The sequence below is a fragment of the Saccharopolyspora sp. ID03-671 genome, assembly GCF_045278815.1.
Classification (GTDB): Bacteria; Actinomycetota; Actinomycetes; order Mycobacteriales; family Pseudonocardiaceae; genus Saccharopolyspora; species Saccharopolyspora ipomoeae.
Window position 1 is genome coordinate 3,800,363 of sequence record NZ_CP134054.1, and the last position, 25,499, is coordinate 3,825,861.

The 25,499-nt window shown below is 68.9% G+C and carries 23 protein-coding genes, 2 tRNA genes and 2 pseudogenes; 11 read left to right on the top strand and 16 right to left on the bottom strand.

Annotation, left to right across the window (positions count from 1 at the left end; all coding sequences use genetic code 11):
* Positions 1 to 10: 10 nt before the first annotated feature.
* Genes REH65_RS17415 through REH65_RS17425 form a run of 3 tightly spaced genes read right to left on the bottom strand, consistent with a single transcriptional unit; the run spans position 11 to position 1,665 of the window.
* Positions 11 to 649, bottom strand: coding sequence for an aminodeoxychorismate/anthranilate synthase component II (locus tag REH65_RS17415; RefSeq protein WP_281458889.1), 639 nt, complete (start codon positions 647 to 649; stop codon positions 11 to 13).
* Positions 650 to 688: 39 nt separating this feature from the next.
* Positions 689 to 844 carry a hypothetical protein gene (locus REH65_RS17420; RefSeq protein ID WP_281458888.1) on the bottom strand — a complete coding sequence of 52 codons (156 nt, stop codon included), beginning with the start codon at positions 842 to 844 and terminating at the stop codon, positions 689 to 691.
* Positions 844 to 1,665: a class E sortase gene (locus REH65_RS17425; RefSeq protein ID WP_406688338.1), complete on the bottom strand. Its 822-nt coding sequence runs from the start codon at positions 1,663 to 1,665 to the stop codon at positions 844 to 846. Before REH65_RS17425 ends, REH65_RS17420 begins: the two co-directional genes overlap by 1 nt.
* A gap of 162 nt (positions 1,666 to 1,827) precedes the next feature.
* Here REH65_RS17425 and crgA point away from each other — a divergent pair, with 162 nt between their 5' ends.
* Together crgA and REH65_RS17435 are read left to right on the top strand one after the other, a co-directional pair.
* Positions 1,828 to 2,094, top strand: a complete 267-nt coding sequence (gene crgA, locus REH65_RS17430) for a cell division protein CrgA (protein ID WP_093419552.1) — start codon at positions 1,828 to 1,830, stop codon at positions 2,092 to 2,094.
* Positions 2,095 to 2,347: 253 nt separating this feature from the next.
* Positions 2,348 to 2,746, top strand: coding sequence for a PH domain-containing protein (locus REH65_RS17435; RefSeq protein WP_406688339.1), 399 nt, complete (start codon positions 2,348 to 2,350; stop codon positions 2,744 to 2,746).
* A 35-nt stretch (positions 2,747 to 2,781) separates the two neighbouring features.
* On the opposite strand, the gene REH65_RS17440 is transcribed toward REH65_RS17435, so the two are convergent.
* Both REH65_RS17440 and REH65_RS17445 read right to left on the bottom strand, forming a co-directional pair.
* Positions 2,782 to 3,699 (bottom strand): rhomboid family intramembrane serine protease, encoded by a 918-nt coding sequence (locus REH65_RS17440; protein WP_281458885.1) that lies wholly within the window; start codon positions 3,697 to 3,699, stop codon positions 2,782 to 2,784.
* A 27-nt stretch (positions 3,700 to 3,726) separates the two neighbouring features.
* Positions 3,727 to 4,274, bottom strand: a pseudogene (locus tag REH65_RS17445) (peptidylprolyl isomerase).
* 172 nt (positions 4,275 to 4,446) lie between these two features.
* Between REH65_RS17445 and REH65_RS17450 the strand changes: the two are divergent.
* Positions 4,447 to 5,004 carry a hypothetical protein gene (locus REH65_RS17450; protein WP_281458884.1) on the top strand — a complete coding sequence of 186 codons (558 nt, stop codon included), beginning with the start codon at positions 4,447 to 4,449 and terminating at the stop codon, positions 5,002 to 5,004.
* A 215-nt stretch (positions 5,005 to 5,219) separates the two neighbouring features.
* On the opposite strand, the gene REH65_RS17455 is transcribed toward REH65_RS17450, so the two are convergent.
* From REH65_RS17455 to dnaA, 11 genes and pseudogenes are all read right to left on the bottom strand, one after another.
* Positions 5,220 to 5,292, bottom strand: a tRNA-Ala gene (locus REH65_RS17455).
* Between the two features lie 45 nt (positions 5,293 to 5,337).
* Positions 5,338 to 5,445, bottom strand: a pseudogene (locus tag REH65_RS17460) (DLW-39 family protein); the annotation flags it as partial.
* Positions 5,446 to 5,516: 71 nt separating this feature from the next.
* Positions 5,517 to 5,590, bottom strand: a tRNA-Ile gene (locus REH65_RS17465).
* 127 nt (positions 5,591 to 5,717) lie between these two features.
* On the bottom strand, positions 5,718 to 6,605 hold the full coding sequence (locus REH65_RS17470) for a DUF3566 domain-containing protein (RefSeq protein ID WP_406688340.1): 888 nt from the start codon (positions 6,603 to 6,605) through the stop codon (positions 5,718 to 5,720).
* Positions 6,606 to 6,690: 85 nt separating this feature from the next.
* Positions 6,691 to 9,186, bottom strand: a complete 2,496-nt coding sequence (gene gyrA, locus REH65_RS17475; protein WP_281458882.1) for a DNA gyrase subunit A — start codon at positions 9,184 to 9,186, stop codon at positions 6,691 to 6,693.
* Positions 9,187 to 9,235: 49 nt separating this feature from the next.
* On the bottom strand, positions 9,236 to 11,206 hold the full coding sequence (gene gyrB, locus REH65_RS17480) for a DNA topoisomerase (ATP-hydrolyzing) subunit B (protein ID WP_406688341.1): 1,971 nt from the start codon (positions 11,204 to 11,206) through the stop codon (positions 9,236 to 9,238).
* A 390-nt stretch (positions 11,207 to 11,596) separates the two neighbouring features.
* Positions 11,597 to 12,145 (bottom strand): DciA family protein, encoded by a 549-nt coding sequence (locus REH65_RS17485; RefSeq protein ID WP_281458921.1) that lies wholly within the window; start codon positions 12,143 to 12,145, stop codon positions 11,597 to 11,599.
* Positions 12,146 to 12,278: 133 nt separating this feature from the next.
* Positions 12,279 to 13,466 carry a DNA replication/repair protein RecF gene (gene recF / locus REH65_RS17490; protein ID WP_406688342.1) on the bottom strand — a complete coding sequence of 396 codons (1,188 nt, stop codon included), beginning with the start codon at positions 13,464 to 13,466 and terminating at the stop codon, positions 12,279 to 12,281.
* A gap of 241 nt (positions 13,467 to 13,707) precedes the next feature.
* Positions 13,708 to 14,595, bottom strand: a complete 888-nt coding sequence (gnd, locus tag REH65_RS17495) for a phosphogluconate dehydrogenase (NAD(+)-dependent, decarboxylating) (protein ID WP_281457622.1) — start codon at positions 14,593 to 14,595, stop codon at positions 13,708 to 13,710.
* A gap of 187 nt (positions 14,596 to 14,782) precedes the next feature.
* Positions 14,783 to 15,910, bottom strand: a complete 1,128-nt coding sequence (gene dnaN, locus REH65_RS17500) for a DNA polymerase III subunit beta (RefSeq protein ID WP_281457621.1) — start codon at positions 15,908 to 15,910, stop codon at positions 14,783 to 14,785.
* A 1,283-nt stretch (positions 15,911 to 17,193) separates the two neighbouring features.
* Positions 17,194 to 19,107 carry a chromosomal replication initiator protein DnaA gene (dnaA, locus tag REH65_RS17505; RefSeq protein ID WP_406688343.1) on the bottom strand — a complete coding sequence of 638 codons (1,914 nt, stop codon included), beginning with the start codon at positions 19,105 to 19,107 and terminating at the stop codon, positions 17,194 to 17,196.
* A gap of 663 nt (positions 19,108 to 19,770) precedes the next feature.
* Here dnaA and rpmH point away from each other — a divergent pair.
* The 8 genes from rpmH (at position 19,771) to REH65_RS17545 (ending at position 25,440) form a co-directional block, all read left to right on the top strand.
* Positions 19,771 to 19,914 (top strand): 50S ribosomal protein L34, encoded by a 144-nt coding sequence (rpmH, locus tag REH65_RS17510; protein ID WP_125092573.1) that lies wholly within the window; start codon positions 19,771 to 19,773, stop codon positions 19,912 to 19,914.
* 12 nt (positions 19,915 to 19,926) lie between these two features.
* A complete protein-coding gene (gene rnpA, locus REH65_RS17515; RefSeq protein WP_406688344.1) occupies positions 19,927 to 20,355 on the top strand; it encodes a ribonuclease P protein component in 429 nt (142 codons plus the stop codon).
* A 17-nt stretch (positions 20,356 to 20,372) separates the two neighbouring features.
* The gene (gene yidD, locus REH65_RS17520) at positions 20,373 to 20,702 is read left to right on the top strand and encodes a membrane protein insertion efficiency factor YidD (protein ID WP_406688345.1); all 330 of its coding nucleotides are present in this window, start codon (positions 20,373 to 20,375) and stop codon (positions 20,700 to 20,702) included.
* Positions 20,703 to 20,707: 5 nt separating this feature from the next.
* A complete protein-coding gene (yidC, locus tag REH65_RS17525) occupies positions 20,708 to 21,655 on the top strand; it encodes a membrane protein insertase YidC (RefSeq protein ID WP_406688346.1) in 948 nt (315 codons plus the stop codon).
* Between the two features lie 33 nt (positions 21,656 to 21,688).
* Positions 21,689 to 22,255, top strand: a complete 567-nt coding sequence (locus REH65_RS17530; RefSeq protein WP_406688347.1) for a protein jag — start codon at positions 21,689 to 21,691, stop codon at positions 22,253 to 22,255.
* 490 nt (positions 22,256 to 22,745) lie between these two features.
* Positions 22,746 to 23,441: a 16S rRNA (guanine(527)-N(7))-methyltransferase RsmG gene (gene rsmG / locus REH65_RS17535; protein WP_281457615.1), complete on the top strand. Its 696-nt coding sequence runs from the start codon at positions 22,746 to 22,748 to the stop codon at positions 23,439 to 23,441.
* Between the two features lie 62 nt (positions 23,442 to 23,503).
* Positions 23,504 to 24,433, top strand: a complete 930-nt coding sequence (locus REH65_RS17540) for a ParA family protein (protein ID WP_281457632.1) — start codon at positions 23,504 to 23,506, stop codon at positions 24,431 to 24,433.
* Entirely contained in the window at positions 24,430 to 25,440 is a 1,011-nt protein-coding gene (locus REH65_RS17545; protein WP_281457614.1) for a ParB/RepB/Spo0J family partition protein, read from the top strand. Before REH65_RS17540 ends, REH65_RS17545 begins: the two co-directional genes overlap by 4 nt.
* Positions 25,441 to 25,499 lie beyond the last annotated feature (59 nt).

A 25,499-nucleotide genomic window follows, 5' to 3' on the forward strand; every position in this document is an offset into this window, starting at 1 on the left:
TTCAGGCGGGTCAGCGAGCGGCTGCCGCGACCTTGCGCATGTCGGCTTCGAGCTGGTCGACGAGGTGATCCGGGACCGGGTGGCCGGCGGCGGCCATCCAGTTGGCGAGCATCCGGTGGCCGCCGTCGGTGAGCACCGACTCGGGGTGGAACTGCACGCCCTCGATCGGCAGCTCGCGGTGGCGCATGCCCATCACGATGCCCGACTCGGTGCGCGCGGTGACCTCGAAGTCGTCCGGGATCGTGTCGGCGCGGACGATCAGCGAGTGGTAGCGGGTCGCGATGAACGGCTGCGGCAGCCCGGCGAACACGCCGGCCCCCGAGTGCTCGATCTCGCTGGTCTTGCCGTGCAGCAGCTCGGGCGCGCGCTCGACCGTGCCGCCCCAGACAGCGCCGATCGCCTGGTGCCCGAGGCACACGCCGAAGGCGGGCTTGCGCTCGGCGGCGCAGCGCTGGATGAGCTCCATCGTCCGGCCCGCGCGGTCCGGAGTGCCCGGACCGGGGCTCAGCAGCACCCCGTCGGCCGCGGCCACGTCGTCGTCGGTGACGGCGTCGTTGCGGCGCACCACACACTCGGCGCCGAGCTGCGCGAGGTACTGCACGAGGTTGTAGACGAAGCTGTCGTAGTTGTCGACCACCAGAACACGCACCCCGTCAGGGTACGCGGTCCCGACAAGGGATTTACCCGGTCAGCCGGTGGTGACGTCGTTGAACGGCAGGATCGGCTCGGCCCAGGGGAACACCACGAACAGCAGCAGCGCCACGACCGCGGCGATGAGCACCAGCGCGATCAGCGCCTTGGCCGGGAACGGGCCGGGCAGGTGCCGCCAGATCCACGCGTACATCAGCGCTCCTCCAGTTCCGGGGGTCGCAGGTCGGGGTGCTCGGCGACCTTGGGGTACTGCTTGGTGAGCACGCCGTGGACGATCAGCCGCTCCCGCGCGGAGAACTCCGGGTTGCAGGTGGTCAGGGTGATCAGCCGGGTCTGCTGCTCGCGCGGGACCGCCGCCGGCTCCACCCCGGGCACGGGGAAGATCACCTCGCCCTGCGCGGGCCGGACGACGTGCCTGCCGACGACGTGGTCGTAGGGCGCGGGGATCGGCGCGACGCCCTGGCAGCGGGGGTCGCCGCCGCGCCCGTTCCAGCTCGCGACCTCGTCGCCCATCGGCAGCACCCGGTAGACGTACCAGTGGGTCGCGGTCTCCACGACGATCGGCGCGCACGAGGGCAGCTCGTTCAGTTCGTTGAACGGCGCGCCGCGCCCGATCCGGTGCCCGGCGACCGAGAAGTTGCCCTGCTCCCCCGGCCAGGCCGTGCCGGCGTAGTGCCCGGGACCGCGGGCGAGCGTCTTGAGGTCGGTGCCCTCCAGGACGGTGAAGTCGAAGTCCGGCCCGAACGTCGGCAGGTAGAGCTGGGCGAACCCGGCGCCGTGCGCGGGCGGCGGTGGCTCGGCGATCGGGTGCAGCTGCTGGGCCTGCCACCGGTCGTGCATCCGGCCCGTCGCGCTGGCCTGGTCCCGCGCCGTGAACAGGTCGGTCACGTAGACGACGTAGAAGACGAACAGCAGCAGCACCAGTCCGACGGTGATCATCAGCTCGCCGACGACCCGGATCACGGCGTGCACCCGGCTCCGCTCCGGCGGCGGCGACTGGGGCGGGCTCTGCACGGACGAAACCACGACGTTCCTCTCCGGTCACGGCTTTGCGAGGGGTGCTCGATCAGCGCTGTGATTACGTTAACGTGGTAGGTGGAAGAGGAGCCGTTCCGCCGCCCCTGGATCGGGTGATGTCGCGGAACGGCGGTGCCGCATCACCTGGCGAGGACACCTATGCCGAAGTCCAAGGTCCGCAAGAAGGACGACTCCAACCCGGCTGTCGATCGCCGCACGCCGGTGAAGGCGAAGGCCGTCGGCCCGTCGCACCCGATCTACGTCGCCGTCATGCTCGGCCTGATGATCATCGGGTTGCTCTGGCTGGTCGTCAACTACATCGCGGGCGACAAGATCGGATTCATGAGCGACCTGGGCGGGTGGAATTTCGCCGTGGGCTTCGCGTTCATGATCGTCGGCCTGCTGATGACCATGCGGTGGCGCTGACTCGACCCGCTGACCTGCGGTGTCCACCGGCCTCGACCGCGTCGTAAGGCCGGTCGGCCGGACGCGCAATTCGAGCGCCGAGGACGCGCGGGGCACCACGACGCTTCGTGCACGAGCTCCGAAGGGGTGAACTCCTTCGGAGCTCACTCATCCCATCGCCGTCTTGACAGACGGTCAGCGAAACACACGTGTGTAACTAGTCCCCAGTGGGGATAAGTCCTGTGGATAACTCGTCGATAGCGGGTGGACAACGATGGACGCGAAGCGCTGGGGACCGCCGGCGGCCCTGGTCGGCTGCGGTTGGGTGCTCGCCGCGGGCGCGCTGACCTGGGCGATCCTCGCCGACAGCCCGCCCGACCGGCTCTTCGCGGGCGTGCTCGCGCTGGCGCTGCTGGCCGCGTCGCTGTTCGGCACGCTCTGCCGGCCCCGGCTGCAGGCCGACGCCACCGGCATCACGGTGCGCACGCTGACCGGCCGCAGGCACTTCGCGTGGGACCAGGTCACCATCCGCGTCCGGGAGACCCGCAGGCTGGGCCTGACCAGCGCCAGCCTGGAGCTCGACGCGGACCCGGACCTCACGGTCCTCACCCGCCTCGACCTGGGCGAGGACCCCTACACCGCGGCCGACGCCCTGCACGCCCTGCGCAGGTGAGCCCTGCGCAGGCTAATTCGGGCGCAGGTGATCCGTCAGCCGCAGGCGACCTCGTAGCCGGAGCCGACGCAGGACAGGTCGCCGTAGCCGGTGTCGCGGACGAACAGCACGACCAGCAGCACCACCAGCAACCCGATCAGCGCACCGGCCTGGACGAGGTTGCGGCGCTCGCGCGGCGCGTAGACCAGGGCGGCCGTCGACGCGGCGCCGAGGATCAGCCCGCCGATGTGCCCGAGCAGCGAGATGCCGGGGATGAGCACGCTGGCCACGATGTTCAGCGCGATCACGGTGACCACCGGCCGCAGGCTCACCTTGAGCCTCAGCGCGGCGACCGCGATACCGCCCATCAGGCCGTAGACCGCACCCGACGCACCGGCCACCGGGCTGTCGCCCGCTCCCAGCAGGAACACCGCGGCGCTGCCGCCGAGCAGCGACAACCCGTAGACCGCGGCGAACCGCGCGCGACCGAGCAGCAGCTCCAGGTCCCGCCCGATCACCCACAGCGCGAGCATGTTCATCACCAGGTGCACCACGCCGATGTGCAGGAAGCCCGAGGTGACCAGCCGCCACCACTGACCGCCCGCCACCGTGATCGGCACCAGGGCGTAGTCGATGAACAGGTTCGAGTGGTAGTTCGCGCCGAAGTTGCCCGCCTGGACGGCGGTGGCCACGTAGGCGACGACGTTCGCCGCGATCAGCAGCGGCACCAGGATCGGCTTGTCGCGCAGCCGCGCTCCGGCGACCGTCACCGGCCGCCGCACCGACGCGCCCGCCTCGCGGACGCAGTCGACGCACTGCTGCCCGACGGAGGCGTCGCGCAGGCACTCCGGGCAGGCCGGGCGTTCGCACCGGGTGCAACGCAGGCCGGTCGGCCGGTCGGGGTGCCGCACGCACGTCGGTAACTGCGGCGGCGCCCCGTCCGGTCCGGGCGTCGTTCCGGGTGGCACAGTCACGGGTGAGACCTGCTTTCCCGGGCGCTGTCAGCCGCGCTCGATCGAAACCTTCTCGATGACGATGTCGTTGACCGGGCGGTCGTTGCGACCGGTCGCCGTGCCGGCGATCGTGTCGACGACCTCGCGCGACGCCTGGTCCGCGACCTCGCCGAAGATGGTGTGCTTGTAGTTCAGCCACGACGTCGCCGCCACGGTCACGAAGAACTGCGAGCCGTTGGTGTTCGGCCCCGCGTTGGCCATCGCGAGCAGGTAGGGCTTGGTGAACTGCAGCTCGGGGTGGAACTCGTCCGCGAACTGGTATCCGGGGCCACCCCGGCCGGTGCCCGTCGGGTCACCGGTCTGGATCATGAAACCTTCGATGACCCGGTGGAAGATCACGCCGTCGTAGAACGGCCCGGAGCGTTCGCCCTTGGCGTTCGGCTCCGTGTATTCCTGGGTCCCTCGGCGAGGCCCACGAAGTTCTTCACGGTCTTGGGCGCCTGGTCGGGGAACAGGTTGATCCGGATGTCGCCCTGCGAGGTGTGCAGGGTCGCGGTCAACTTCGTCCCAACGAGCGATCCGTTGTCTTCAGCCACCCGACCATCCTGCCATCGAGCGGGCCGATTGCGGTGTCTGGGTGCAGTATGGGCGGGTCCGCGCCCTTTACCCGGCTCTCCCACGCTCCGGAGCCGGGCGGGCGATTGGCGTGAGCTCATCCCGGGAAACCCGATCTGGTGGAAGAAGCCAGGCCGAGGAGGTCAACAGGCGATGGATGAAGTGAAGGCGATGGCCAGGGCCGGCGAGACCGTGGGCAAGGCGGTCGGCACCGGCATCAAGCAGGCCCGCCACGGCGCGAAGCGCGCGGGCGAGACCGGTGCGGTGCTCTCCAAGCAGGCGGCGGCGCGAGCTGAGCAGGAGCTCGCCCAGCGCGGCTACTCGACCGAGGAGCTGCAGGAGCTCATCGCCCAGCGCGCCACCGGCAAGTCCCGCAAGGAGCTCGCCAAGCAGGCCAAGCAGGCCCGCAAGGCGTGGGAGAAGCGCACGAAGGAATCCCGCAAGAAGCTGGCGGCCCGGATCGACCCGACCCCGGCCAAGAAGCACCGCCGCTGGCCGTGGGCGCTGCTGGTGCTGATGCTCCTGGGCGCGGCCGCAGCGGCGATCGCCCTGACCCGCCGCCCGGAGGAGCTCCCGCTGGCGACGGCGGAGGACGAGCCCTGGGACGCCCACACCCCGGGCGCCCCGCAACCCCGCCACCGCGCCCCCGCGGAGACGGACGGCCACCAGGAGAAGGTGGAAACCCGCAGGTCAACGCCACCAACCCACTGACCAGCAGCACCGCGAAGCCGGGCCCGACGGCCCGGCTTTTCCACGCTCAGCATTAATAGCGAGTGCATCCACCGACTACTGCGAAGTCAGTGGCATCACGAGAGCACGAAACCGCTGGTCGATGACCAGGCCCGGGGAACTGACGCACCCGGATGATGACGGAGCGGTCAAAAGCGAAAACGCCCTGCGTTGAGCAGGGCGTTCGAATCGCTGCGTGGAGACGAGGGGAATCGAACCCCTAACCCCCGCCTTGCAAAGGCGGTGCTCTGCCAATTGAGCTACGTCCCCCAATGGCGGCGGAGGTCAGGGCCCCCGGCCTGAGGATCAGGCCTCGGCGGTGGCCTCGCGCCAGAGGTCGGCCTCGGCCTTGGCGGCCTTGTTGCGACGGACGACGAACAGCACGACTCCGGCAACTGCGGCGAGTGCGAGCAGCTTCTTCATTCCGGTCGCCTCCTACGTGGCATCCATGCCAGTGATGTTCGAGTCTGTGGAGAAAGGGAAAACTTCCCGAGTGGGCCTAGAAGGACTTGAACCTTCGACCTCTTCGTTATCAGCGAAGCGCTCTAACCGCCTGAGCTATAGGCCCTCGTTCGTTGTGCTGCAAACATTACAGGACGGTCCCCGGCCCGCGTCACGGGGGGTCACCTCGTCCCGCCGGTGCCGTGGCGGCGCTCCCCGACCTCGGAAAACGCCGCCACGGCACGGTCAGCGAGTCACTCGCGCTCGGACAGCGTGATCTCGATGCCGCCGGCGAAGTCGGCCGCCACGTTGTAGATGAACGCGGCCACCGTCGCCAGCGCGGTGATCAGGACGATGTTGATCGCACCGATGATCGAGGCGACGCCGAAGACCCTGCCCGCGCTGATCAGCGGCTCGTTGACCGCGTCGTCGGGCTGGGTGAGCTCGGTGAAGGTGCCGTTGAGCTGGTCCCAGACGCCCATGCCGTCGAGCACGCCGTAGAGCACCGCGACGGCGATCATCCACACGAAGAACAGCGCGACGCTGAGCACCAGGGCCAGCTTCAGCACCGACCACGGGTCGAGCCGCTTGACCTGGAGGCTCGCCCGCCGCGGGCCCCGGCTGGGGCGACGCGCGGAGGCGCCGGGAGTGCTGCGCTGCTGCGTTCCCGCTCCCGCGCCGGCCCCGGCACCGGTGTAGGACACCTGGGTGCGCGAGGCCTGCGGGATCTGCGTGCGGACCGTCTCCTGATCGGTGACCGCCTTCGGGATCGTCTGCGTGTCCTCCACGCCGCTGTTCGACGACGCGGACGCACCGGCGGTGCCGCCGAGGGCACCCGCCGCCAGCGAACCCGAGAGGCTGCTCGACTCCGCACCGCCGTCGGAATCGTCCGCGGCGGTGGCGGTGCCGCGCTGCCACGGCGGCGGCGAGTCGGTGCCGTCGAGCTCGTCGGCGCGCTCGCCGGCACCGCTGTCGGCGGTCGTGGGCTCGGCGGTAGAGCCGGACTCCTCGGTCCCGTCCGCAGAGGCAGCAGCCTCAGAACCGGTCGTGGAGACCTTGTCGTCGACTGTCTGGGTGCTGACCGAAGTCCGGCCCGCATCCTGCTGCGGGTCCGAGGACTCCGGCTTCTCGGAACTAGTCACGAGCGATCCTTCGGTGATCGTCGGCGTCGATGTGCCCCGTGGGATACCACGGCATGTTCAGTTCTTCAGCGCGACCCGCGCGGGCTCACGCCTGCTTGGGCTCCGGCGCGGCGTCCGGATCCGCTGCCTCGTCGGCGTTGCGCGCCACCGCCAGCAGCGTCGTCCCCTCGTCGAGGTTCATCAGGCGGACGCCCTTGGTCTGGCGACCGGCCTTGCGCACCTCCTTGGCGGTGGTGCGGATGACCCCGCCGGACGAGGTGATGGCGTAGAGCTCGTCCTCCAGCTCGACGATCTGCGCCCCCACAAGCCTGCCACGTTTGCGGTCGTACTGGAGAGTCAGCACGCCCTTTCCGCCACGCCCCTGGACCGGGTAGTCCTCGATGGGCGTCCGCTTCGCGTAACCGCCCGCGGTGGCGACCAGGACGTACCGGTCATCGCGGCACACACCCATCGCGAGCAGCTCGTCACCGGAGTTGAACCGCATGCCCAGCACGCCCGAGGTGGCCCGGCCCATCGGCCGGAGCGCCTCGTCGGAGGCGTGGAACCGGATCGACTGGCCTTCCGCCGACACCAGCAGCAGGTCGTCGTCGGCCGAGCACAGCACGGCGCCGACGAGTTCGTCCTCGTCCTTCAGGTTCACGCCGATAAGACCACCCGATCGGTTGGAATCGAAGTCCGTCAAACGGGACTTCTTGACCAGACCGTTCTTGGTCGCCAGCACCAGGTACGGCGCCGCGGTGTAGTCCTTGATCTGCATGACCTGGGCGATCTGCTCGTCCGGCTGGAACGCCAGCAGGTTGGCCACGTGCTGACCGCGCGCGGTCCGGTTGGCCTCCGGCAGCTCGTACGCCTTCGCGCGGTAGACCCGGCCCTTGTTGGTGAAGAACAGGATCCAGTCGTGCGTGGAGCAGACGAAGAAGTGCGACACGATGTCGTCCTGCTTCAGCGCCGCGCCCTGCACGCCCTTGCCGCCGCGCTTCTGGGCCCGGTACAGGTCGGTGCGGGTCCGCTTGGCGTAGCCGGTGCGGGTGATCGTGACGACCACGTCCTCGTCGGCGATGAGGTCCTCCATCGAGACCTCGCCCTCGAACGGGACGATCTTCGTGCGGCGGTCGTCGCCGTACTTGTCGACGATCTCCATCAGCTCGTCGCGGATGATCTGCCGCTGCCGCTCGGGCTTGTCGAGGATGTCCTTGAGGTCCTCGATCTCCCGCTCGATCTCGGCCAGCTGGTCGATGATCTTCTGGCGCTCCAGGGCGGCCAGGCGGCGCAGCTGCATCTCCAGGATCGCGTTGGCCTGGATCTCGTCGACGTCGAGCAGCTCGATCAGGCCGGTGCGCGCGTCGTCCACCGTCGGCGAGCGGCGGATCAGCGCGATGACCTCGTCGAGCATGTCCAGCGCCTTGACCAGACCGCGCAGGATGTGGGCCCGCTCCTCGGCCTTGCGCAGCCGGAACCGGGTCCGGCGGACGATGACCTCGATCTGGTGCTTGACGTAGTACCGGATCACCTGGTCGAGGCGCAGCGTGCGCGGCACGCCGTCGACCAGCGCCAGCATGTTGACGCCGAAGGTCGTCTGCAGCTGGGTGTGCTTGTAGAGGTTGTTGAGGACCACCTTCGGGATCGCGTCCCGCTTGAGGGTGATCACGATCCGCATGCCGCGCCGGCTGTTGGACTCGTCGGCGATGTCGGAGATGCCGGTGATCTTGCCTTCCCGGTGCATCCCCGCGATGTTCTCGATGAGGTTGTCCGGGTTGACCTGGTACGGCAGCTCGGTGACGACCAGCGTGGTGCGCCCCTTGCTGTCCTCCTCGACGGCGACGACGGCCCGCATCTTGATGGAGCCGCGACCGGTCCGGTAGGCGTCGGCGATCGCGTTGGTGCCCAGCACCAGACCCCGGGTCGGGAAGTCCGGTCCCTTGATCCGCTCCATCATCGCTTCGAGCAGCTGCTCGTCGTCGGCGTCGGGGTTCTCCAGAGCCCAGACGACGCCGTCGGCGACCTCGCGCAGGTTGTGCGGCGGGATGTTGGTCGCCATGCCCACGGCGATGCCGCCACCGCCGTTGACCAGCAGGTTCGGGAACCGCGACGGCAGCACGTCGGGTTCCTGGGTGCGCCCGTCGTAGTTGTCGGAGAAGTCGACGGTGTCCTCTTCGATGTCGGCGAGCATGTGCATCGCCAACGGGGCAAGCCGCGACTCGGTGTATCGCATGGCGGCGGCCGGGTCGTTGCCCGGCGAGCCGAAGTTGCCCTGGCCGTCGATGAGCGGGTGCCGCATCGACCAGGGCTGGGCCAGGCGGACCAGGGTGTCGTAGATCGCCGAGTCACCGTGCGGGTGGTAGTTGCCCATCACGTCGCCGACGACGCGGGAGCACTTCACGTACCCGCGATCCGGGCGGAAGCCCGAGTCGTACATCGCGTAGAGCACGCGCCGGTGCACCGGCTTGAGACCGTCGCGCACGTCCGGCAGGGCGCGGGCGACGATGACGCTCATCGCGTAGTTGATGTAGGAGTTCTGCATCTCCTGCTGGAGTTCGACCGGCTCGACCCGGCCATGCTCCGGCGGCAGGATGTCCGTCATGCTCTTCCCTTGCTGGTTCGGAGAGTTCGGTGGGTGACCTGCGCGCGGCTCACACGTCCAGGAAGCCGGCGTCCTTGGCGTTGCGGGTGATGAACGAGCGGCGGGCCTCGACGTCCTCGCCCATCAGCACGCTGAACAGCTCGTCCGCGGTGGCCGCGTCGTCCAGCGACACCTGCAGCAGCAGCCGGGACTCGGGGTTCATCGTGGTTTCCCAGAGCTCGTCGGCGTTCATCTCGCCGAGACCCTTGTAGCGCTGGATGCCGTCGTCCTTGGGCAGCTTCCGGCCGTCGGCCGCGCCCTGGGCGAGCAGCGCGTCGCGCTCCTTGTCGCTGTAGGCGTACTCCGGCTCGGAGCGCGGCCACTTGATCTTGTACAGCGGCGGCTGCGCGAGGAACACGTGGCCGTTCTCGATCAGCGGGCGCATGAAGCGGAACAGCAGCGTCAGCAGAAGGGTCCGGATGTGCTGGCCGTCGACGTCGGCGTCGGCCATCAGCACGATCTTGTGGTACCGCAGCTTGGACAGGTCGAACTCGTCGTGGATGCCGGTCCCCAGCGCGGTGATGATCGCCTGGACCTCGTTGTTCTTGAGGACCTTGTCGATCCGCGACTTCTCGACGTTGATGATCTTGCCTCGGAGCGGCAGGATCGCCTGGAAGCGCGACTCGCGGCCCTCCTTCGCCGAGCCGCCCGCGGAGTCGCCCTCCACGATGTAGAGCTCGCACTCGTCGGGCTGGTTGGACTGGCAGTCCTTGAGCTTGCCGGGCAGGCCGCCGATGTCCATCGCGCTCTTGCGCCGGACCAGCTCCTTGGCCTTGCGCGCCGCGACGCGGGCCTGCGCCGAGGACACCGCCTTGTTCACGATCGTCTTCGCGTCGGCGGGGTTGCGCTCGAACCAGTCGGTCAGCCACTCGAACGCCGTGGTCTGCACGAACGACTTGACCTCGGTGTTGCCCAGCTTGGTCTTGGTCTGGCCCTCGAACTGCGGCTCGGAGACCTTCACCGACACGATCGCGGCGAGGCCCTCGCGGACGTCGTCACCGGTGAGGCTGCCGTCCTTCTCCTTGAGCAGCTTCTTGTCCTTGGCGTAGGCGTTGACCACGCGGGTCAGCGCGGACCGGAAGCCCTCCTCGTGGGTACCGCCCTCGTGCGTGTTGATCGTGTTCGCGAAGGTGTACACCGACTGGTTGAAGCCGGAGTTCCACTGCAGCGCGACCTCGAGCTCGTGCCCCTTGCCGGAGGCGTTGAAGGCGACGACCTTCTTGTGGATCGGCTCCTTCGTCGCGTTGATGTGCTTGACGAAGTCCTCCAGGCCGCCCGGGTAGTGGAAGGTCCGCTCCTTGACCCTGGCCTGGGCGCCCTCGGCGTCCTCGCCCTCCGCGGACTCCTCCACCCGCTCGTCGCGCAGCGAGATGGTCAGGCCCTTGTTCAGGAACGCCATCTCCTGCAGCCGCCGGGAGACCGTCTCGGCGTTGTAGGTGGTGGTCTCGAAGATCGTCGGGTCGGCCCAGAAGGTGATGCTGGTGCCGGTCCGGGAGGTCTTCTCGCCCTTCTCCACATCGGCGACGGGCTTGGAGTCCTCGTACCGCTGGCGCCACACGTGACCGTCGCGGTGGATCTCGGCTTCGAGGACGGTCGACAGCGCGTTGACCACCGACACGCCGACGCCGTGCAGACCACCGGAGACGGCGTAGGAGTCGCCGCCGAACTTGCCGCCCGCGTGCAGCACGGTCAGCACGACCTCGAGGGTCGGCTTCTTCTCCACCGGGTGGATGTCGACGGGGATGCCTCGGCCGTCGTCGGTGACCCGGACGCCGCCGTCGGCGAGCAGGGTGACCTCGACCTTGCTCGCGTACCCGGCCATCGCCTCGTCGACCGAGTTGTCCACGACCTCCCACACCAGGTGGTGCAGACCCCGCTCACCGGTGGAACCGATGTACATGCCGGGTCGCTTGCGGACGGCCTCCAGGCCCTCAAGAACGGTGATGGATGAAGCGTTGTATTCGCTCTTCTTCGGTGCCACGGGCCTCGATTTCTCCTCAAGCCGACTGTGCTGTCACGGTGATCGGTCGATGCCGGCCCGGTTACCGGCTCCGGCGCACCTCTGCGACCACTTCGGGGCGACTCGGCTGCCGGCGCCGCACCCCGGCGCGGCCCGGTCAGGACCCCTCGCCTCTCACGACCGGGGAGCGCGTCGGGTCACACCCACTGCGATTCTACTGGTCCCCCGCCGCAGAAGTGGGGCAAGGACGCCCCTAGCTTGCTCACAGAGTCGAGAACTCGGATCTATCCACCATCGGAGAGCCGTGGAGACCCGCTCGGAATTCTCCGCGCCGATCGGCCGCCCGACGATTCCCACCTGCGCTCCGAGGCCTCCGGTTCGGCCCCTCGACGTCGCGCAGCGCGGAGATTACTAGCCGTAGGTGTCCCTCGGGCCTCGTCCGGAGACGTGTCGCGGGCCGTGTCGCCAGCTCGGCGCCGCCGGTCCCTGCACCTTGATCCGCTTGACCACGTCGCGCCCGACCCCGTCGCTGATGCGCTTGAGGATCTGCCGCTGCAACAGCCGCAGCTGGGTGGCCCAAGCAGTGGACTGCGCCTGCACGGTCAGCTCGCCCTCCTTGAGCTGCACCGGCTTGGTGTGCTCGGCGATCTCCTCGCCGACCAGCGAGTTCCACCGCGCGAAGACCTGACCCCCGGAGAGGTGCTCGGTCCAGCCCTGGTCCTTGGCGATGCGGGCGGCGAGCCTGCCCAGCGGCTGCGGGTCGCGGTCGTCGGGCCCGGCGCCGGTCCAGCCGCGACGCCTCCGGGCGGTGCGCAGCTTGCCCGGTTTGCCCGCGGCGCCCCTCGACTTGCGCTTGGCCGCGGACTGCTCGCGCGCGGCCTGCAGCGCCGCGCGAGCCAGGTCCGGGCCCGCCAGCTCGCCGCCGTCAACGCCCTGGCCTGGGGTTTCGATCCCGGGCAAGGAGGCGCCGTCGGTGCCGCGAGTGGCCTTCGAGTTATCCACACCATCCACAGGGTTATCCCCAGATGTGGGTAGTTCCACGGATGACTCCGTGGTTGCCGTCACTCTGCGTGTAGTTTTTCGTCCGTTTCCGTCAGGCGGCACGGTGCACCTCACCTTCCCGGACGTCGAATCGGGTACCGGCGAGCTCCGGCGGGACGTCCTCCCCGACCGCAGCCGTCACCAGGACCTGCTCGGCTCCCGAGACCAGCTCGGCGAGCCGGGAGCGCCTGCGCCGGTCGAGCTCGGCGAACACGTCGTCCAGGATCAACACCGGTTCCGCGCCATCCTCGGTGAGCAGGTGGTAGGAAGCCAGCCGCAACGCCAGCACGAACGACCACGATTCGCCGTGGCTCGCGTAGCCCTTCGCCGGCAGCTCGCCGAGCAGCAGGTCCAGGTCGTCCCGGTGCGGGCCGACCAGCGACACGCCCCGCTCGACCTCCTGCGGCCGGACCCGCTCCAGCTCGGCGAGCAGCGCCGCCTCCAGCTCCGGCACCGCCTCGTCCCACGGGACCTCCGGTCCCCCGGGCACCCCGTAGCGCTCCGGCAGCGACTCCCCCAGGCTGCTGCGGTACCGCAGGTCGGCGACTCGGCCGGAGGGCGTGCTCGCCTCGTCGGTCGCGGCGACGTTGGCGTAGGCCGCGGTCACGTGCGGGGCCAGCGCCGACACCAGGGACAACCGGCCGGCCAGCAGCTCGGCGCCGAAGCGCGCGAGGTGACCGTCCCAGACCGCCAAGGTGCTCAGATCCGCCTTGCCCCCGCCCCGGCGCGCGGCACCCGCCGACTTCAGCAGCGCGCTGCGCTGCTTGAGCACCCGCTCGTAGTCGGAGCGGATACCGGCGTAGCGCGGCGCCCGCGCGACCAGCAGGTCGTCCATGAACCGGCGGCGCTCACCCGGGTCACCGCGCACGATCGCCAGGTCCTCCGGCGCGAACAGCACGGTGCGCAGGATTCCCAGCACGTCGCGCGGCTTACCCGCGGCGCCGCGGTTGATCCGGGCGCGGTTGGCCTTGCCCGGGGTGATCTCCAGCTCGACCAGCAGCTCCCGGCCGTGGTTCACGACCGCAGCCCGCACCACCGCCCGGCCCGCTCCGTAGCGGACCAGCGGCGCGTCGTTCGAGACCCGGTGCGAACCGAGCGTGGCGACGTAGCCGACCGCCTCGACCAGGTTCGTCTTGCCCTGACCGTTCGAGCCGACCAGCACGGTGACCCCGGGTTCGAGCTCTAGGTCGGCCAGGGGCCACGACCGGAAGTCGTTCACCTGCAGATGGCGCACGTACACGGCGATCCAACTTAGTTGTTCTTGCCGGGCGGGTTCGTGCCGGGACGCGCGGTCACGCCGTCCGGCACCGTCCGAAGTGACGTGTCCGGCCGTACCGGACACCTGGGCCGGACACCCGGTCCGCGACCGCGACCAGCGCGGACGTCCGCGGCCGCCGGGGACAAGGCGACTTGTCGACAAATCCCCGGTCCTCGGGGTGGGGAAGTCGTCGTGGAACCACCCCACCCCGGGAAGCGGGAGGTCAGCCCTCGGACTTCTGGACCGCGTGCCCGCCGAACTGGTTGCGCAGCGCCGCGACCGCCTTCATGGCGGGCGAGTCCTCCTGGCGCGAGGCGAACCGGGCGTAGAGCGCGGCGGTCATGACCGGGGCCGGGACCGCGTTGTTGATCGCTTCCTCGATGGTCCACCGGCCCTCGCCCGAGTCCTGCACGTAACCGCGCAGCTCGGCCAGCTCCGGGTCCTCGTCGAGGGCGCGGACCAGCAGGTCGAGCAGCCAGGAGCGCACGACGGTGCCCTGGCTCCAGGCCTTGATCGTGGCCGGCACGTCGGTGACCACGTCGGAGGCGGCGAGCAGCTCGAAGCCCTCGGCGTAGGCCTGCATCAGGCCGTACTCGATGCCGTTGTGGACCATCTTCGCGTAGTGACCGGCCCCGACCGGACCGGAGTGCGCGAAGCCCTGGTCGCGCGGCCCCTCCGGGCGCAGCGCGTCGAAGATCGGCATCGCGCGCTCGACGTCCTCGGCATCGCCACCGGCCATCAGGCCGTAGCCGTTCCGCGCACCCCACACGCCGCCGGACACACCGACGTCGACGTACTTGATGCCGTTCTCGGCGAGCAGCGCGGCGTTGGCCTGGTCATCGGTGAACTTCGAGTTGCCGCCCTCGATCACCAGGTCACCGGCGGACAGCAGCCCGGACAGCTCCTCGACGGTCTGCCGGGTCGGGTCGCCGTGCGGAACCATGATCCACACGATCCGCGGACCGGACAGCTTCTCGACCATCTCCGCCACGGACGCCGCGTCGCTGACGTCCGGGTTGCGGTCGTACCCCACGACCTCGTGACCGGCGGCCCGCAGCCGCTCGCGCATGTTGAAACCCATTCGGCCGAGGCCGACAAGCCCGAGTTGCACTGGAACTCCCTATCCGAACTGTGTGTCGACTTGTGGAGGTCGGCGCGTGGCCGGCCGCGCTGCGGGCGAACCCGCTGAATCGATCTGGCCGGAGCCTACGACCGCGGACCCGGACGGCCGCCCGGGTGGTGCGCCGGATGTGAGCCGCGCACCACCCCGAGGCGGACCGCCGCGATCGGGGCGGACGTCAGCCGGGCAGCCGGACCGGCATCAACAGGTACAGGTAGCCCTCCTGGACCTGGCCGTCGTCACCGATCGGCTTGATCAACGCCGGTCGGTTGGCGGTGGTGAACTGCAGCTGGGCGCGCTCCGACTTCAGCGCGCTGAGCCCGTCCTGCAGGTAGGCCGGGTTGAACGCGATGGTCAGCTCCTCGCCGCCGTCGAGCTCGATCGGCAGCTCTTCCTCGGCGCTGCCCTCGTCGTCACCGCCGGCGGACAGCCGCAGCAGGCGGTCGGAGAACTCGAGCCGGACCTGCGTGCCGCGCTCGGCGACCAGCGACACGCGCTTGATCGCCTCGGCCAGCGGCGCGACGTCGATGTTCGCGGTCAGCGCGGTCTCGGAGGGCAGCAGCTGGCGGTACTTGGGGAACTCCGCGTCCAGCAGGCGGCTGGTGTTCCGCCGGCTCGTGCCGGACAGGCCGAGCAGTCCGTCGCCGGAGGCCAGCGAGATCTCGACCTTGCTCGCACCGGCGCCCAGCGTCTTGGCCGAGTCCGCGAGCGTCTTGGCCGGGACCAGGACCTGGGTGGGCTCGATGCTGGTGCCCGGCTCCCAGGTGATCTCGCGCATGGCCAGCCGGAACCGGTCCGTGGCCACCATCGTGAGCTTGTCCGCGTCGATCTCCATCCGGATGCCGGTCAGCATCGGCAGGGTGTCGTCCTTGCCGGCGGCGATGGCGACCTGGCCGACCGCCTCGCTGAACAGGTCGGTGGGCACCGAGCCGACGTGCTCGGGCATCTCCGGCAGCGCCGGGTAGTCCTCGACCGGCATGGTCGGCAGGCTGAACCGCGAGCTGCCGCAGGTGATCGTCACCCGGGAACCGTCGACGGTCAGCTCGACCGGGCGCGCCGGCAGCGCTTTGGTGATGTCGGCCAGCAGGCGCCCGGAGACCAGGGTCTTGCCGCTGGCGTCGATCGAGGCGTCGATAGTGACCTGAGCCGAAACCTCGTAGTCGAAGCCGGAAATGGTCAGCGCTTCCCCGGTACTCGCATCGAGCAGCACCCCGCCCAGCACCGGAACCGGTGGCCGCGACGGCAGGCTGCGCGCGACCCAGGCGACGGCGTCGGCAAGACCGTCACGCTCCACGCGGATCTTCATGGGTGTCCTTTCGGTTTCAGCCGTGGCTCGGCTGCCGAGAACTGTGTCGAGCCGTGCGCGGCTGGAAGGTTCGGTGTGCTCCGCATCGGGGGCGAAGCGACCCGCATCGAGAACGGCCTGAACTTCGCGAGGAGTTCGGGCAAGGGCTTCTCGCTGCGGGAGTTCCACCGTAGAGCGTGCTCACGGATCTCCGCATCCGGGTCTGGGCACTCGGTCCGAGCCGGATCGAGCCGGGAGGCCGGGAGTTGTCCACTTATCCACCGCCCCTAGTTCTCTTTTTCTTTTTTCTTCAAAGAGAAGAAATGTCCGCAGTAGTAGTAAGGCCTGTGAGTTGTGGGGACAACCGTCGTTTGGGCTGGTCGAGTGGCCTGCGCCGGTGTGGATGGCCACTGGAAGTAACCGGGGACTGCGACAGCCGGGTGGTGGACAACTTCTGGCCGCATCGAGTTCCTCCACAACCATCCCCAGTTGTCCACACCCCCATCCACAGTCGGACCCCCGGTTGTACCCATCCCCGGGTGGATCGAGCCTTCTCCACCCGTCGGGTTGTGGGCAGAGTTGTGGGAACTCTGTTGGCAACCGGTCCGAACCATGTGGGCAGCCTGTGCACAGCTTGTGGATGGGGTGGGGAAAAGGGCTGGTCAACCCTGGGGATCGATTTTCTGTGGACAGTCGGCGGTTCCGGCCGGTTTTCTGCCGCCGGGGTGAGGTGAAGCCCACGGGCCCCGGCAGAAAAGTTCTGGCTGTGAATGTTCCCGGTCCCACGCACCGCGTTCGGATGAACACTGGAAGTGGTGAAGTTGGCGCCCAACTCTTGCGCACGGGCGTCCGGAAGCCCCCGCAGGAGCGCGATTCTTTCTGCTCCACCCCTCCGGCCGGACCCCACCACCCGATCAGAAACCCCGCGACTCCCCTCCCGGGGACGAAAACCGCAACATTCGCGCGTCGAAAACCCCGGTTTTCGACGCGCGAATGTTGCGGTTTTCGACGCCGGCGCCTCCGGGCGGGCGTCGGGCGCGGGGGTGGGGGCGCGTCGTGGCGGCGGAACTTTACTGCTGGAGCGGGTGGCTCGGAGCAGGCCGCGCTACCAGAAAGTTCGAGCGCGCGCGGGCCAGGGAATCACACCGGGGGACCCGAAAAATGCCGTCAGCGGCCAAATGAGCGGCTGACGGTGTAAAAGTGCAGGTCAGAGAGTTGGCTTGAACGCCTCGGAGCGGGCCTGCGGCGCGGAAGCGGACGCAGGACGACTCGGACGGCGGTTGCCCTCGGCGAGGTTCGGTGGTTCAGCGGGACTGCTGCTTGATGCGGGCGGTGAGCTCCTGGACGTGCTCGTACACGCGCCGGCGCTCGGCCATCTCCTTGCGGATCTTCTTGTCGGCGTACATGACGGTGGTGTGGTCACGGCTGCCGAAGTACTGGCCGATCTTCGGCAGCGACGAGTCCGTCAGCTCCCGGCACAGGTACATCGCGATCTGCCGAGCCTGGGCCAGCGCCTTCGTCTTGCCCGGTCCGCACAGGTCGTCGATGGTCACGCCGAAGTAGTCCGCGGTCACCGCCATGATCGTCGGCGCGGTGATCTCCGGGGTCTGCGAGTCCGGGATCAGATCGCGCAGCACGATCTCGGCCAGCTGCAGGTCGACCGGCTGCCGGTTCAGCGACGCGAACGCCGTGACCCGGATCAGCGCGCCTTCCAGCTCGCGGATGTTGCGCTCGATGCGGGAAGCGATGAACTCCAGCACGTCGGCCGGCGCGTTCATCCGGTCCTGGGCCGCCTTCTTGCGGAGGATCGCGATCCGCGTCTCCAGCTCGGGCGGCTGGATGTCGGTGATCAGGCCCCACTCGAAGCGGGTGCGCAGCCGGTCCTCCAGCGTGCGCAGCCCCTTCGGCGGCCGGTCGGACGACACCACGATCTGCTTGTTCGAGTTGTGCAGCGTGTTGAAGGTGTGGAAGAACTCCTCCTGAGTACCTTCCTTGCCCTCCAGGAACTGGATGTCGTCGACCAGCAGCACGTCGACGTCGCGGTAGCGGCGCTGGAACGCCACCTGCCGGTCGTCGCGCAGCGAGTTGATGAAGTCGTTGGTGAACTCCTCGGTCGAGACGTAGCGGACCCGCATCCCCGGGAACAACCGCTGCGTGTAGTGCCCGACCGCGTGCAGCAGGTGCGTCTTGCCGAGACCCGACTCGCCCCAGATGAACAGCGGGTTGTACGCCCGGGCGGGCGCCTCGGCCGCGGCGACCGCGGCTGCGTGCGCGAACCGGTTCGATGAACCGATCACGAAGGTGTCGAAGGTGTACTTGGCGTTGAGCCTGGTCTGCGACGTCGGCGGCGCGTGCTTGGGCGCCGTGAACGGCTGGCCCTGCTGCGGCTCGGCCGACGGGATCGTCTGCGAGGTCTGCACGCCCGGGGTGTTCTGGGCACCCGGGCCGTTCTGGCCGCCGGGACCGCTCTGGGCCCCCTGACCTCGGCCGAAGGTCGGCCACACGCCCTCGTCGGCGGCCTGCTCGGCGGGTTCGGGAGCCTCCTGCTCGGCGGGCTCCTCTTCGGGAACCGCGTCCGCCTCGGCCTCCCCCTCGGGTTCCGGCTTGGCCGCGGGCGGCTTGGGGATCTCCCCGTTGGGCCACTTGAACTCGGCCGTCGGGAAGTCGATGTTGGCGGCCGGAGCCGGGTGCGGTTCCGGCGCGGCGTGCTTGCCCTGCCCCTCCGAGCTGCGCGTTTCCGGCGCTCGCTCCGGGGTGTTCCGGGTGTCCGGCGTGCTGGGCACGATCGGGATCGAGCCCGTGTGCCCGATCGAGCCCGTGTGGGCGGTGTGACCGTAGGAGCTGTCGCCGCCGAAGCCGGGCACCGAGATGTAGCCGGCCGGGGACTGCTCGTCCCCGCCGCGCGGGCTCCAGGTCTCCGGCGCGGGCGCGGCGACCGGACGGGTCGGCGCGGGCACCGCGGTGTCGACTTTGACGGCCAGCGAGACGTCGCGGCCGAGGCGGCGGGACAGGGCATCGGTGATCGGGTCGCGCAGCGCGCGCTCGATGGCTTCCTTCGCGAAGTCGCTCGGAGCGGCCAGCAGCGCGGTCCCGTCGAGCAGGCCGATGGGGCGGGTGACCCGCATCCACGCGCGTTGCTGCGGCGAGAGCGTGCCGGAGGACAGCTCCTGCACCACCTCTTCCCAAACTCGACCGAGATCGGCTTGGTGGTCGGACACCGCCTGCTCCCCTCCCCTCGCTTGATGCTCCCCGGTTGCGACCCGGGTCCCCAGCCCTCACAGTTGCACGGGCAGCGGGTACCACGGGACAGGTGGGCGACTCGATGGACACACGTGTCCACAGAGTTGTCCACAACGTGTGTATGAAGGTACGGCAGGCCGCTCCGGTGTCTCCCCCTGGGGCCGTAGTACCCACTGCGATCGAGGTCAGTCCCCCTGACTGCCGACCGATGCTCCCACCCACCGGCCGCGCCATCGCAGGGAGGCACGCTAACAAGCGGCGGGCGCCGCCACAAGCAGATCCCGGGGGCTTCCCGGTGATCGTGATGTGGCAGGCTGTTGTGCGTCGACGAGCGGTGATCCGATCACCTGCGCTGACCTGGATCTTCACCCGGCGACCTCGCTTCGCCGGGACCGGTGGCCTTCGTTATGGCGCCGAGACCGCTGGAAGCCACCCCGGCTGTGCACCCGCTGTTGGCTCTGACGTACCCTCTTACAGTCCCCCGCTTGTGCAGCGGGCATGTCGGCGCGCCGACATCACGCCCGGCCTTGCGGCTCTCGGTCCGCACCTGCGGACCTGCGGGTTGAAGAACCGGGGACACCAAGACCGAACCGTGGTTCACAAGCGACCATCGGTGCCTGTAGTAACCGGGAGATCCGACCGTGAGCAAGGGCAAGCGCACTTTCCAGCCGAACAACCGCCGCCGTGCCAGGAAGCACGGGTTCCGGCTGCGCATGCGCACTCGCGCCGGCCGGGCCATCGTGGCCGCGCGCCGTCGCCGGGGCCGCGCGCAGCTGTCTGCCTGATCGCGTCCGGCCGTGCTTCCCACGGCAGCCCGGCTGACCAGGAACCAGGACTTCCGCCTGGTGGTCCGTCGTGGTCGTCGGGCCGGACGTCCCCGACTGGTGGTTCACGTCCTGCGCCCGGACCAGTACCGGGCTCGAGTGAGTGAGGCCCGGCCGGAGGCTCAAGCTAATACGGCACCCACCCGGGACTCGACTGCCTCGACCCGGGTGGGTTTTGTCGTAAGCAAGGCCGTGGGCGTGGCGGTGGTCCGCCACCGCGTCGCCCGCCGTCTGCGGCACCTGATGCGAGACCGCCTCCCCGACCTGCCCGCTGGCACACTGGTGGTGGTCCGGGCGCTGCCCCCGGCAGCGGACGCGTCCAGCCGAGAGCTGGGATCGGACATCGACGCGGCGCTGAAGAAGCTTCGCGTTCGGTACCTGGAGGGCCCGGACAGCGGTTGATGGCGGGGTTGTAGGAGATGGCACCGGAAAGTCGGCATGACGATACGCATGACGAAAGTCTTGCGGGTCGGAAGGCCGGTGCGCCCGCGTGGCTCCTGCTCGGCCCCGTCCACGCCTACCGCAAGGTCATCTCCCCGCTGCTGCCGCCGATGTGCCGGTTCTACCCCAGCTGCAGCGCCTACGCCGTCGAGGCGCTGACCACGCACGGGCTGTTCCGCGGCGGATGGCTCACCCTCCGCAGGCTCCTGCGCTGCGGACCCTGGCACCCCGGAGGACTGGACCCGGTCCCACCACCCCGTGAGCGGCGAGCCGGCATTCGCCTTCCCGACCAACCCGCCGAGGAGTAGCCCGCGTGCTGGACTTCATCTACTACCCCGTGTCGGCCATCCTCTGGTTCTGGCACAAGGTCTTCGGGTACGTGCTCGAACCGTCGAGCGGGTTCGCCTGGGCGCTCTCGGTGATCTTCCTCGTCTTCACGCTGCGCGCGCTGCTGTTCAAGCCGTTCGTGCACCAGGTGCGGTCGATGAAGAAGATGCAGGAGTTCGCTCCCCTCGTCCGGGAACTGCAGGAGAAGCACGGCGACGACAAGCAGAAGCTCGCCGCGGAGATGCAGAAGCTCCAGACCGAGCAGGGCTTCAACCCGCTGTCCGGCTGCCTGCCGATGCTCGTGCAGATCCCGGTTTTCATCGGCCTCTTCCACGTCCTCAACGGGTTCAAGCCCGGCGCCCCCGGCAACTTCGTCTTCAACGCGGCCGACGTCGCCTCCTTCGTCGAGGCCGACCTGTTCGGGGCGAAGCTCTCCAACACCATCAGCCAGGCGCCCGAGCTGCTCGCCACCTTCGGCACCGACCGCGTGGCCATGATGACCGTGGGCGTCCCGCTGATGATCGCCGCCGCGATCGCGACCCACTTCACCGCCCGGCACTCGCTGCAGCGCCAGAGCGCCGACGCGGCCGCCAACCCGCAGGCGGCGATGACCAACAAGCTGATGCTGTGGATCTTCCCGATGTTCGCTATCGTCGGTGGTCCGTTCCTGCCGCTGGCCATTCTGATTTACTGGCTCGCCAACAACTTCTGGACGCTGGGACAGCAACGAGTGGTGTACCGCCGGATCGATCGCGAGGAGGCTGCGTCCGCTGACGCGCCCGCGGTCGTCGAATCCGCCGCCGTGGAGTCGACCGTCGAGTCGACGACCGGCGACACCACCGCTGAGAAGGCGTCCGCTGACCAACCCGGTGAGATCCCCGGGGTGATCGAAGACCGCGCTCGCGATGCGGACAAGCCGGGCGAGACCCGCTGACCGCATCACGAACCCCTGGAGAGGAGACACCCAGTGTCTGAAACTGTGCAGGAGAGCCCGGCCGTCGCCGAGGCCACCGACTCCCCCGCCACCGACGAGTCCTCCCCCGAGGCGGCTTCGGCCGAGGTGTCCAACACCGAGGCCCTGCTGGTGCAGGAGGGCGACATCGCCGGCGACTACCTCGAACGGCTCCTCGACCTGCTCGACTACGACGGCGACATCGACCTCGACGTCGAGGCCGGTCGCGCGGTGGTGAGCATCGACGGCGGATCCGACCTGGAGAAGCTCGTCGGGGGCCGCGGCCAGGTGCTGGAAGCGCTGCAGGAACTCACCCGCCTCGCCGTCCAGCAGGACACCGGCGTGCGGTCCCGCCTCATGCTCGACGTCGCCGGCTGGCGGGCCGGTCGACGCGAAGAGCTGTCGGAGATGGGCCGGTCCTCGGCCGAGGAGGTCCTCAAGACCGGGCAGGCCGCTCGGCTCCGGCCCATGACGCCGTTCGAGCGGAAGATCATCCACGATGCCGTGGCGGCGATCGATGGGGTGCACTCGGAGTCCGAAGGAGAAGAACCCAACCGCAAGGTCGTCATCTTCAAGAGCTAGGGATCTTTCACTCCCCTGTTTGGTGTCCCTACCGGGCTGTTCCGGTGGGGACACCTTTTTGTCCTGGTCCGGTTTACTGATCAAGAACTCTGTGGCCACCCTGCTTGGCGGTGCCAGAAGCGGAACCTGACACGCCTTCTGGCTCCGGGATCCGAGGCTTGTGTATGCCGATGCACGGCACGTCGGCTGTCCTCCCCAGAAGACGTGTCAGAACCCGCGGCGGTGCCGGTTGTTCAGGTGGGGTAAGGAGAAACCGGCTTCGCCGGTTGCGTGGTACTGAGAAACCGCCTTCGGCGGTTGGGTTGGTTGCGGTCCTGGGGTCTTGGCGCGATGGTTTTGCAACTCTGGTCTGGCTGAATGGTTGGTGCGTTCGCTGGACTCGTTCGGCGTGTTTCACGTGAAACTGCGGGTTGGTGCATGACGCTGGATGTGGATCCGGCAGGCTAGACGCGAAGTCTTCGGTTTCACGTGAAACAGCGGGGTGAGTGTCTTGACCGCAGGGGTGCCCGAGGCGGCGCGGGTCGTTTTCGGTGAGCGGGTGGAGCTGGCGGAGAGGTTCGCCGAGTTACTCCAGGAGCACGGAATCCGCCGTGGATTGATCGGTCCCCGCGAGTTGGATCGACTCTGGGAAAGACATCTGCTGAACTCTGCTGTGATTGCGGAGTTGCTCCCCCCTGAAAGCCGGGTTGTCGACGTAGGCTCAGGGGCGGGGTTGCCGGGCATCCCGTTGGCGATCGCTCGCCCGGATCTCACCCTCACCTTGCTGGAGCCGATGGCTCGGCGGGTGACGTGGTTGCAGGAAGTCATCACCGAGCTGGCACTCACCGTTGAGGTGGTGCGTGGTCGTGCCGAGGAGGGTCCGGTGCGCGAACGACTGGCCGATCAGGACGTCGTGACCGCGCGCGCCGTGGCGCCGATGGAACGGCTCGCGAAGTGGTCTCTCCCGCTGCTGCGACAGAACGGCCTCCTCCTCGCCATGAAGGGCGAAAGCGCGGCCGAGGAACTCGAACGGGATGCGGCGGCGATCGCCGCGGCCGGTGGCGGTCGTGGCGAAGTCAAATCATGCGGTGTCGGCGCACTGGAGGTGCCGACGACCGTTGTCGTGGTGGAGCGGGTCGCGGCGGCCCGAACCTCGTCCGGTCGGCGTCGTGACGCACGTCGAGCGAGAAAGGAACGTGGACGGTGAATCCGGAGGAAAACGGAGCGGGTCGGGTTTCACGTGAAACAAGGGGGCGCGCGATGGGCGCCATGCGATTCCCCTCCGGCCCGGAGAGCAACGCCATGAGCTTCGGCCGGGACGACATCGGCTGGACTCCCATCATGGAGGAGGCGCAGCGCGCGACGCGCGTCCTCCACCCCGACGAGCTGGACCTCCCCCGGCCCAAGAACCGGCGGATCATCACGGTGGCCAACCAGAAGGGCGGCGTCGGCAAGACGACGTCCACGGTGAACCTCGCGGCCGGTCTCGCGCTGCACGGGCTCAAGGTGCTCGTGATCGACCTCGACCCTCAGGGCAACGCGAGCACGGCGCTGGGCGTCGAGCACCGCGGTGGCGTCCCGTCGGTCTACGAAGTGCTGCTCGGCGAGATCAGCGTGGCGGACGCGGCCGCCAAGAGCACGCAGTCCGACAACCTCTTCTGCGTGCCCGCGACGATCGACCTGGCGGGTTCGGAGATCGAGCTCGTCACGATGGTCGCCCGCGAGGGCCGCCTCAAGGAGGCGCTGAACGCCGAAGCGGTCGAGGCGTTGGACTTCGACTACGTCTTCGTGGACTGCCCGCCGTCGCTCGGCCTGCTCACGGTGAACGCGTTGGTCGCGGCGCACGAGGTGCTGATCCCGATCCAGTGCGAGTACTACGCGCTGGAAGGCCTGGGCCAGCTGCTCCGCAACATCGAGCTGGTGCAGTCGCACCTGAACCCGGCGCTGTGGGTCTCGACGATCCTGCTGACCATGTACGACGGTCGCACCAAGCTCGCGGATCAGGTCACCGCCGAGGTGCGAGGTCACTTCGGTGATCTCACCCTGAGGACCGTGATCCCGCGTAGCGTGAAGATTTCTGAAGCTCCGGGCTTCGGTCAGACGGTTCTGACCTACGATCCGGGATCACGAGGCTCGATGAGCTACCTGGACGCGGCGCGAGAGATCGCGGAGCGGGGTGCCGAAAGGAAGACAGCATGACCGAGCGACGAGGTGGTCTGGGACGCGGTATCGCCGCGCTGATCCCGAGCGCTCCCCCGGCGGGTGCCGATGGCGCCACGCTGGGCGGGGTGACGTCCGGGGTTCGCGGTGGGCCGGCGTACGGAACTCCCGAGCAGAGCTCCCCTGTTTCACGTGAAACCGAGGAGACGGTGCAGGGGTCCGTCGCCGGTGCCGTGTACAAAGAGATCCCCATCGCGTCGATCACTCCCAACCCGAAGCAGCCTCGTCAGGTCTTCGACGAGGAAGCGCTCAACGAGTTGGAGCACTCGATCCGCGAGTTCGGGCTCATGCAGCCCATCGTGGTGCGCGAGATCGAGGACGATCAGTACGAGCTGATCATGGGCGAGCGCCGGTGGCGCGCTTCGCAGCTGGCGGGTCTGGAGGAGATCCCCGCGATCGTCCGCGAGACCAAGGACGACGCGCTGCTCCGGGACGCGCTGCTGGAGAACATCCACCGCGTGCAGCTCAACCCGCTGGAGGAGGCGGCCGCCTACCAGCAGCTGCTCGACGAGTTCGGCGTCACCCACGACGAACTCGCCGATCGGATCGGGCGGAGCCGCCCGGTCATCACCAACACGATCCGGCTGCTGCGTCTCCCCCTGGAGGTGCAGCGCCGGGTGGCGGTCGGGGTGCTCTCGGCCGGTCACGCCCGCGCGTTGCTGAGCCTGGAGGACGTCGGGCACCAGGAGGACCTCGCGAAGCGGATCGTCGCGGAGGGGCTGTCGGTCCGCGCGACCGAGGAGCAGGTGACGCTGAAGAAGTCCGAGGGCCCGGCGAAGGAGAAGGCCGCAGCGAAGAAGCCGATCCAGGCCCCCGGCTTCGATCGGCTCGCGGATCGGCTCGCGAACCACTTCGACACCAAGGTGAAGGTGACCCGCGGGACCCGGAAGGGCAAGATCACCATCGAGTACGGGTCGGTCGATGATCTTGAGCGCATCGCGGAGATGATCTTGGGTCAGGAAGCCCGCGGAATCAGCGAGGAATGACACCAGGGCTTTACGTCACGGTGACGATGACGTTCCGTCATCACATGAGCCGATCTCGG

Coding starts and splice junctions, on each gene's coding strand:
- REH65_RS17420 (WP_281458888.1), bottom strand. CDS start 844: ATGTACGCGTGGATCTGGCGGCACCTGCCCGGCCCGTTCCCGGCCAAG.
- crgA (WP_093419552.1), top strand. CDS start 1,828: ATGCCGAAGTCCAAGGTCCGCAAGAAGGACGACTCCAACCCGGCTGTC.
- REH65_RS17435 (WP_406688339.1), top strand. CDS start 2,348: ATGGACGCGAAGCGCTGGGGACCGCCGGCGGCCCTGGTCGGCTGCGGT.
- REH65_RS17450 (WP_281458884.1), top strand. CDS start 4,447: ATGGATGAAGTGAAGGCGATGGCCAGGGCCGGCGAGACCGTGGGCAAG.
- gyrA (WP_281458882.1), bottom strand. CDS start 9,186: ATGACGGACATCCTGCCGCCGGAGCATGGCCGGGTCGAGCCGGTCGAA.
- dnaN (WP_281457621.1), bottom strand. CDS start 15,910: ATGAAGATCCGCGTGGAGCGTGACGGTCTTGCCGACGCCGTCGCCTGG.
- yidD (WP_406688345.1), top strand. CDS start 20,373: ATGGCACCGGAAAGTCGGCATGACGATACGCATGACGAAAGTCTTGCG.
- REH65_RS17540 (WP_281457632.1), top strand. CDS start 23,504: ATGCGATTCCCCTCCGGCCCGGAGAGCAACGCCATGAGCTTCGGCCGG.
- REH65_RS17545 (WP_281457614.1), top strand. CDS start 24,430: ATGACCGAGCGACGAGGTGGTCTGGGACGCGGTATCGCCGCGCTGATC.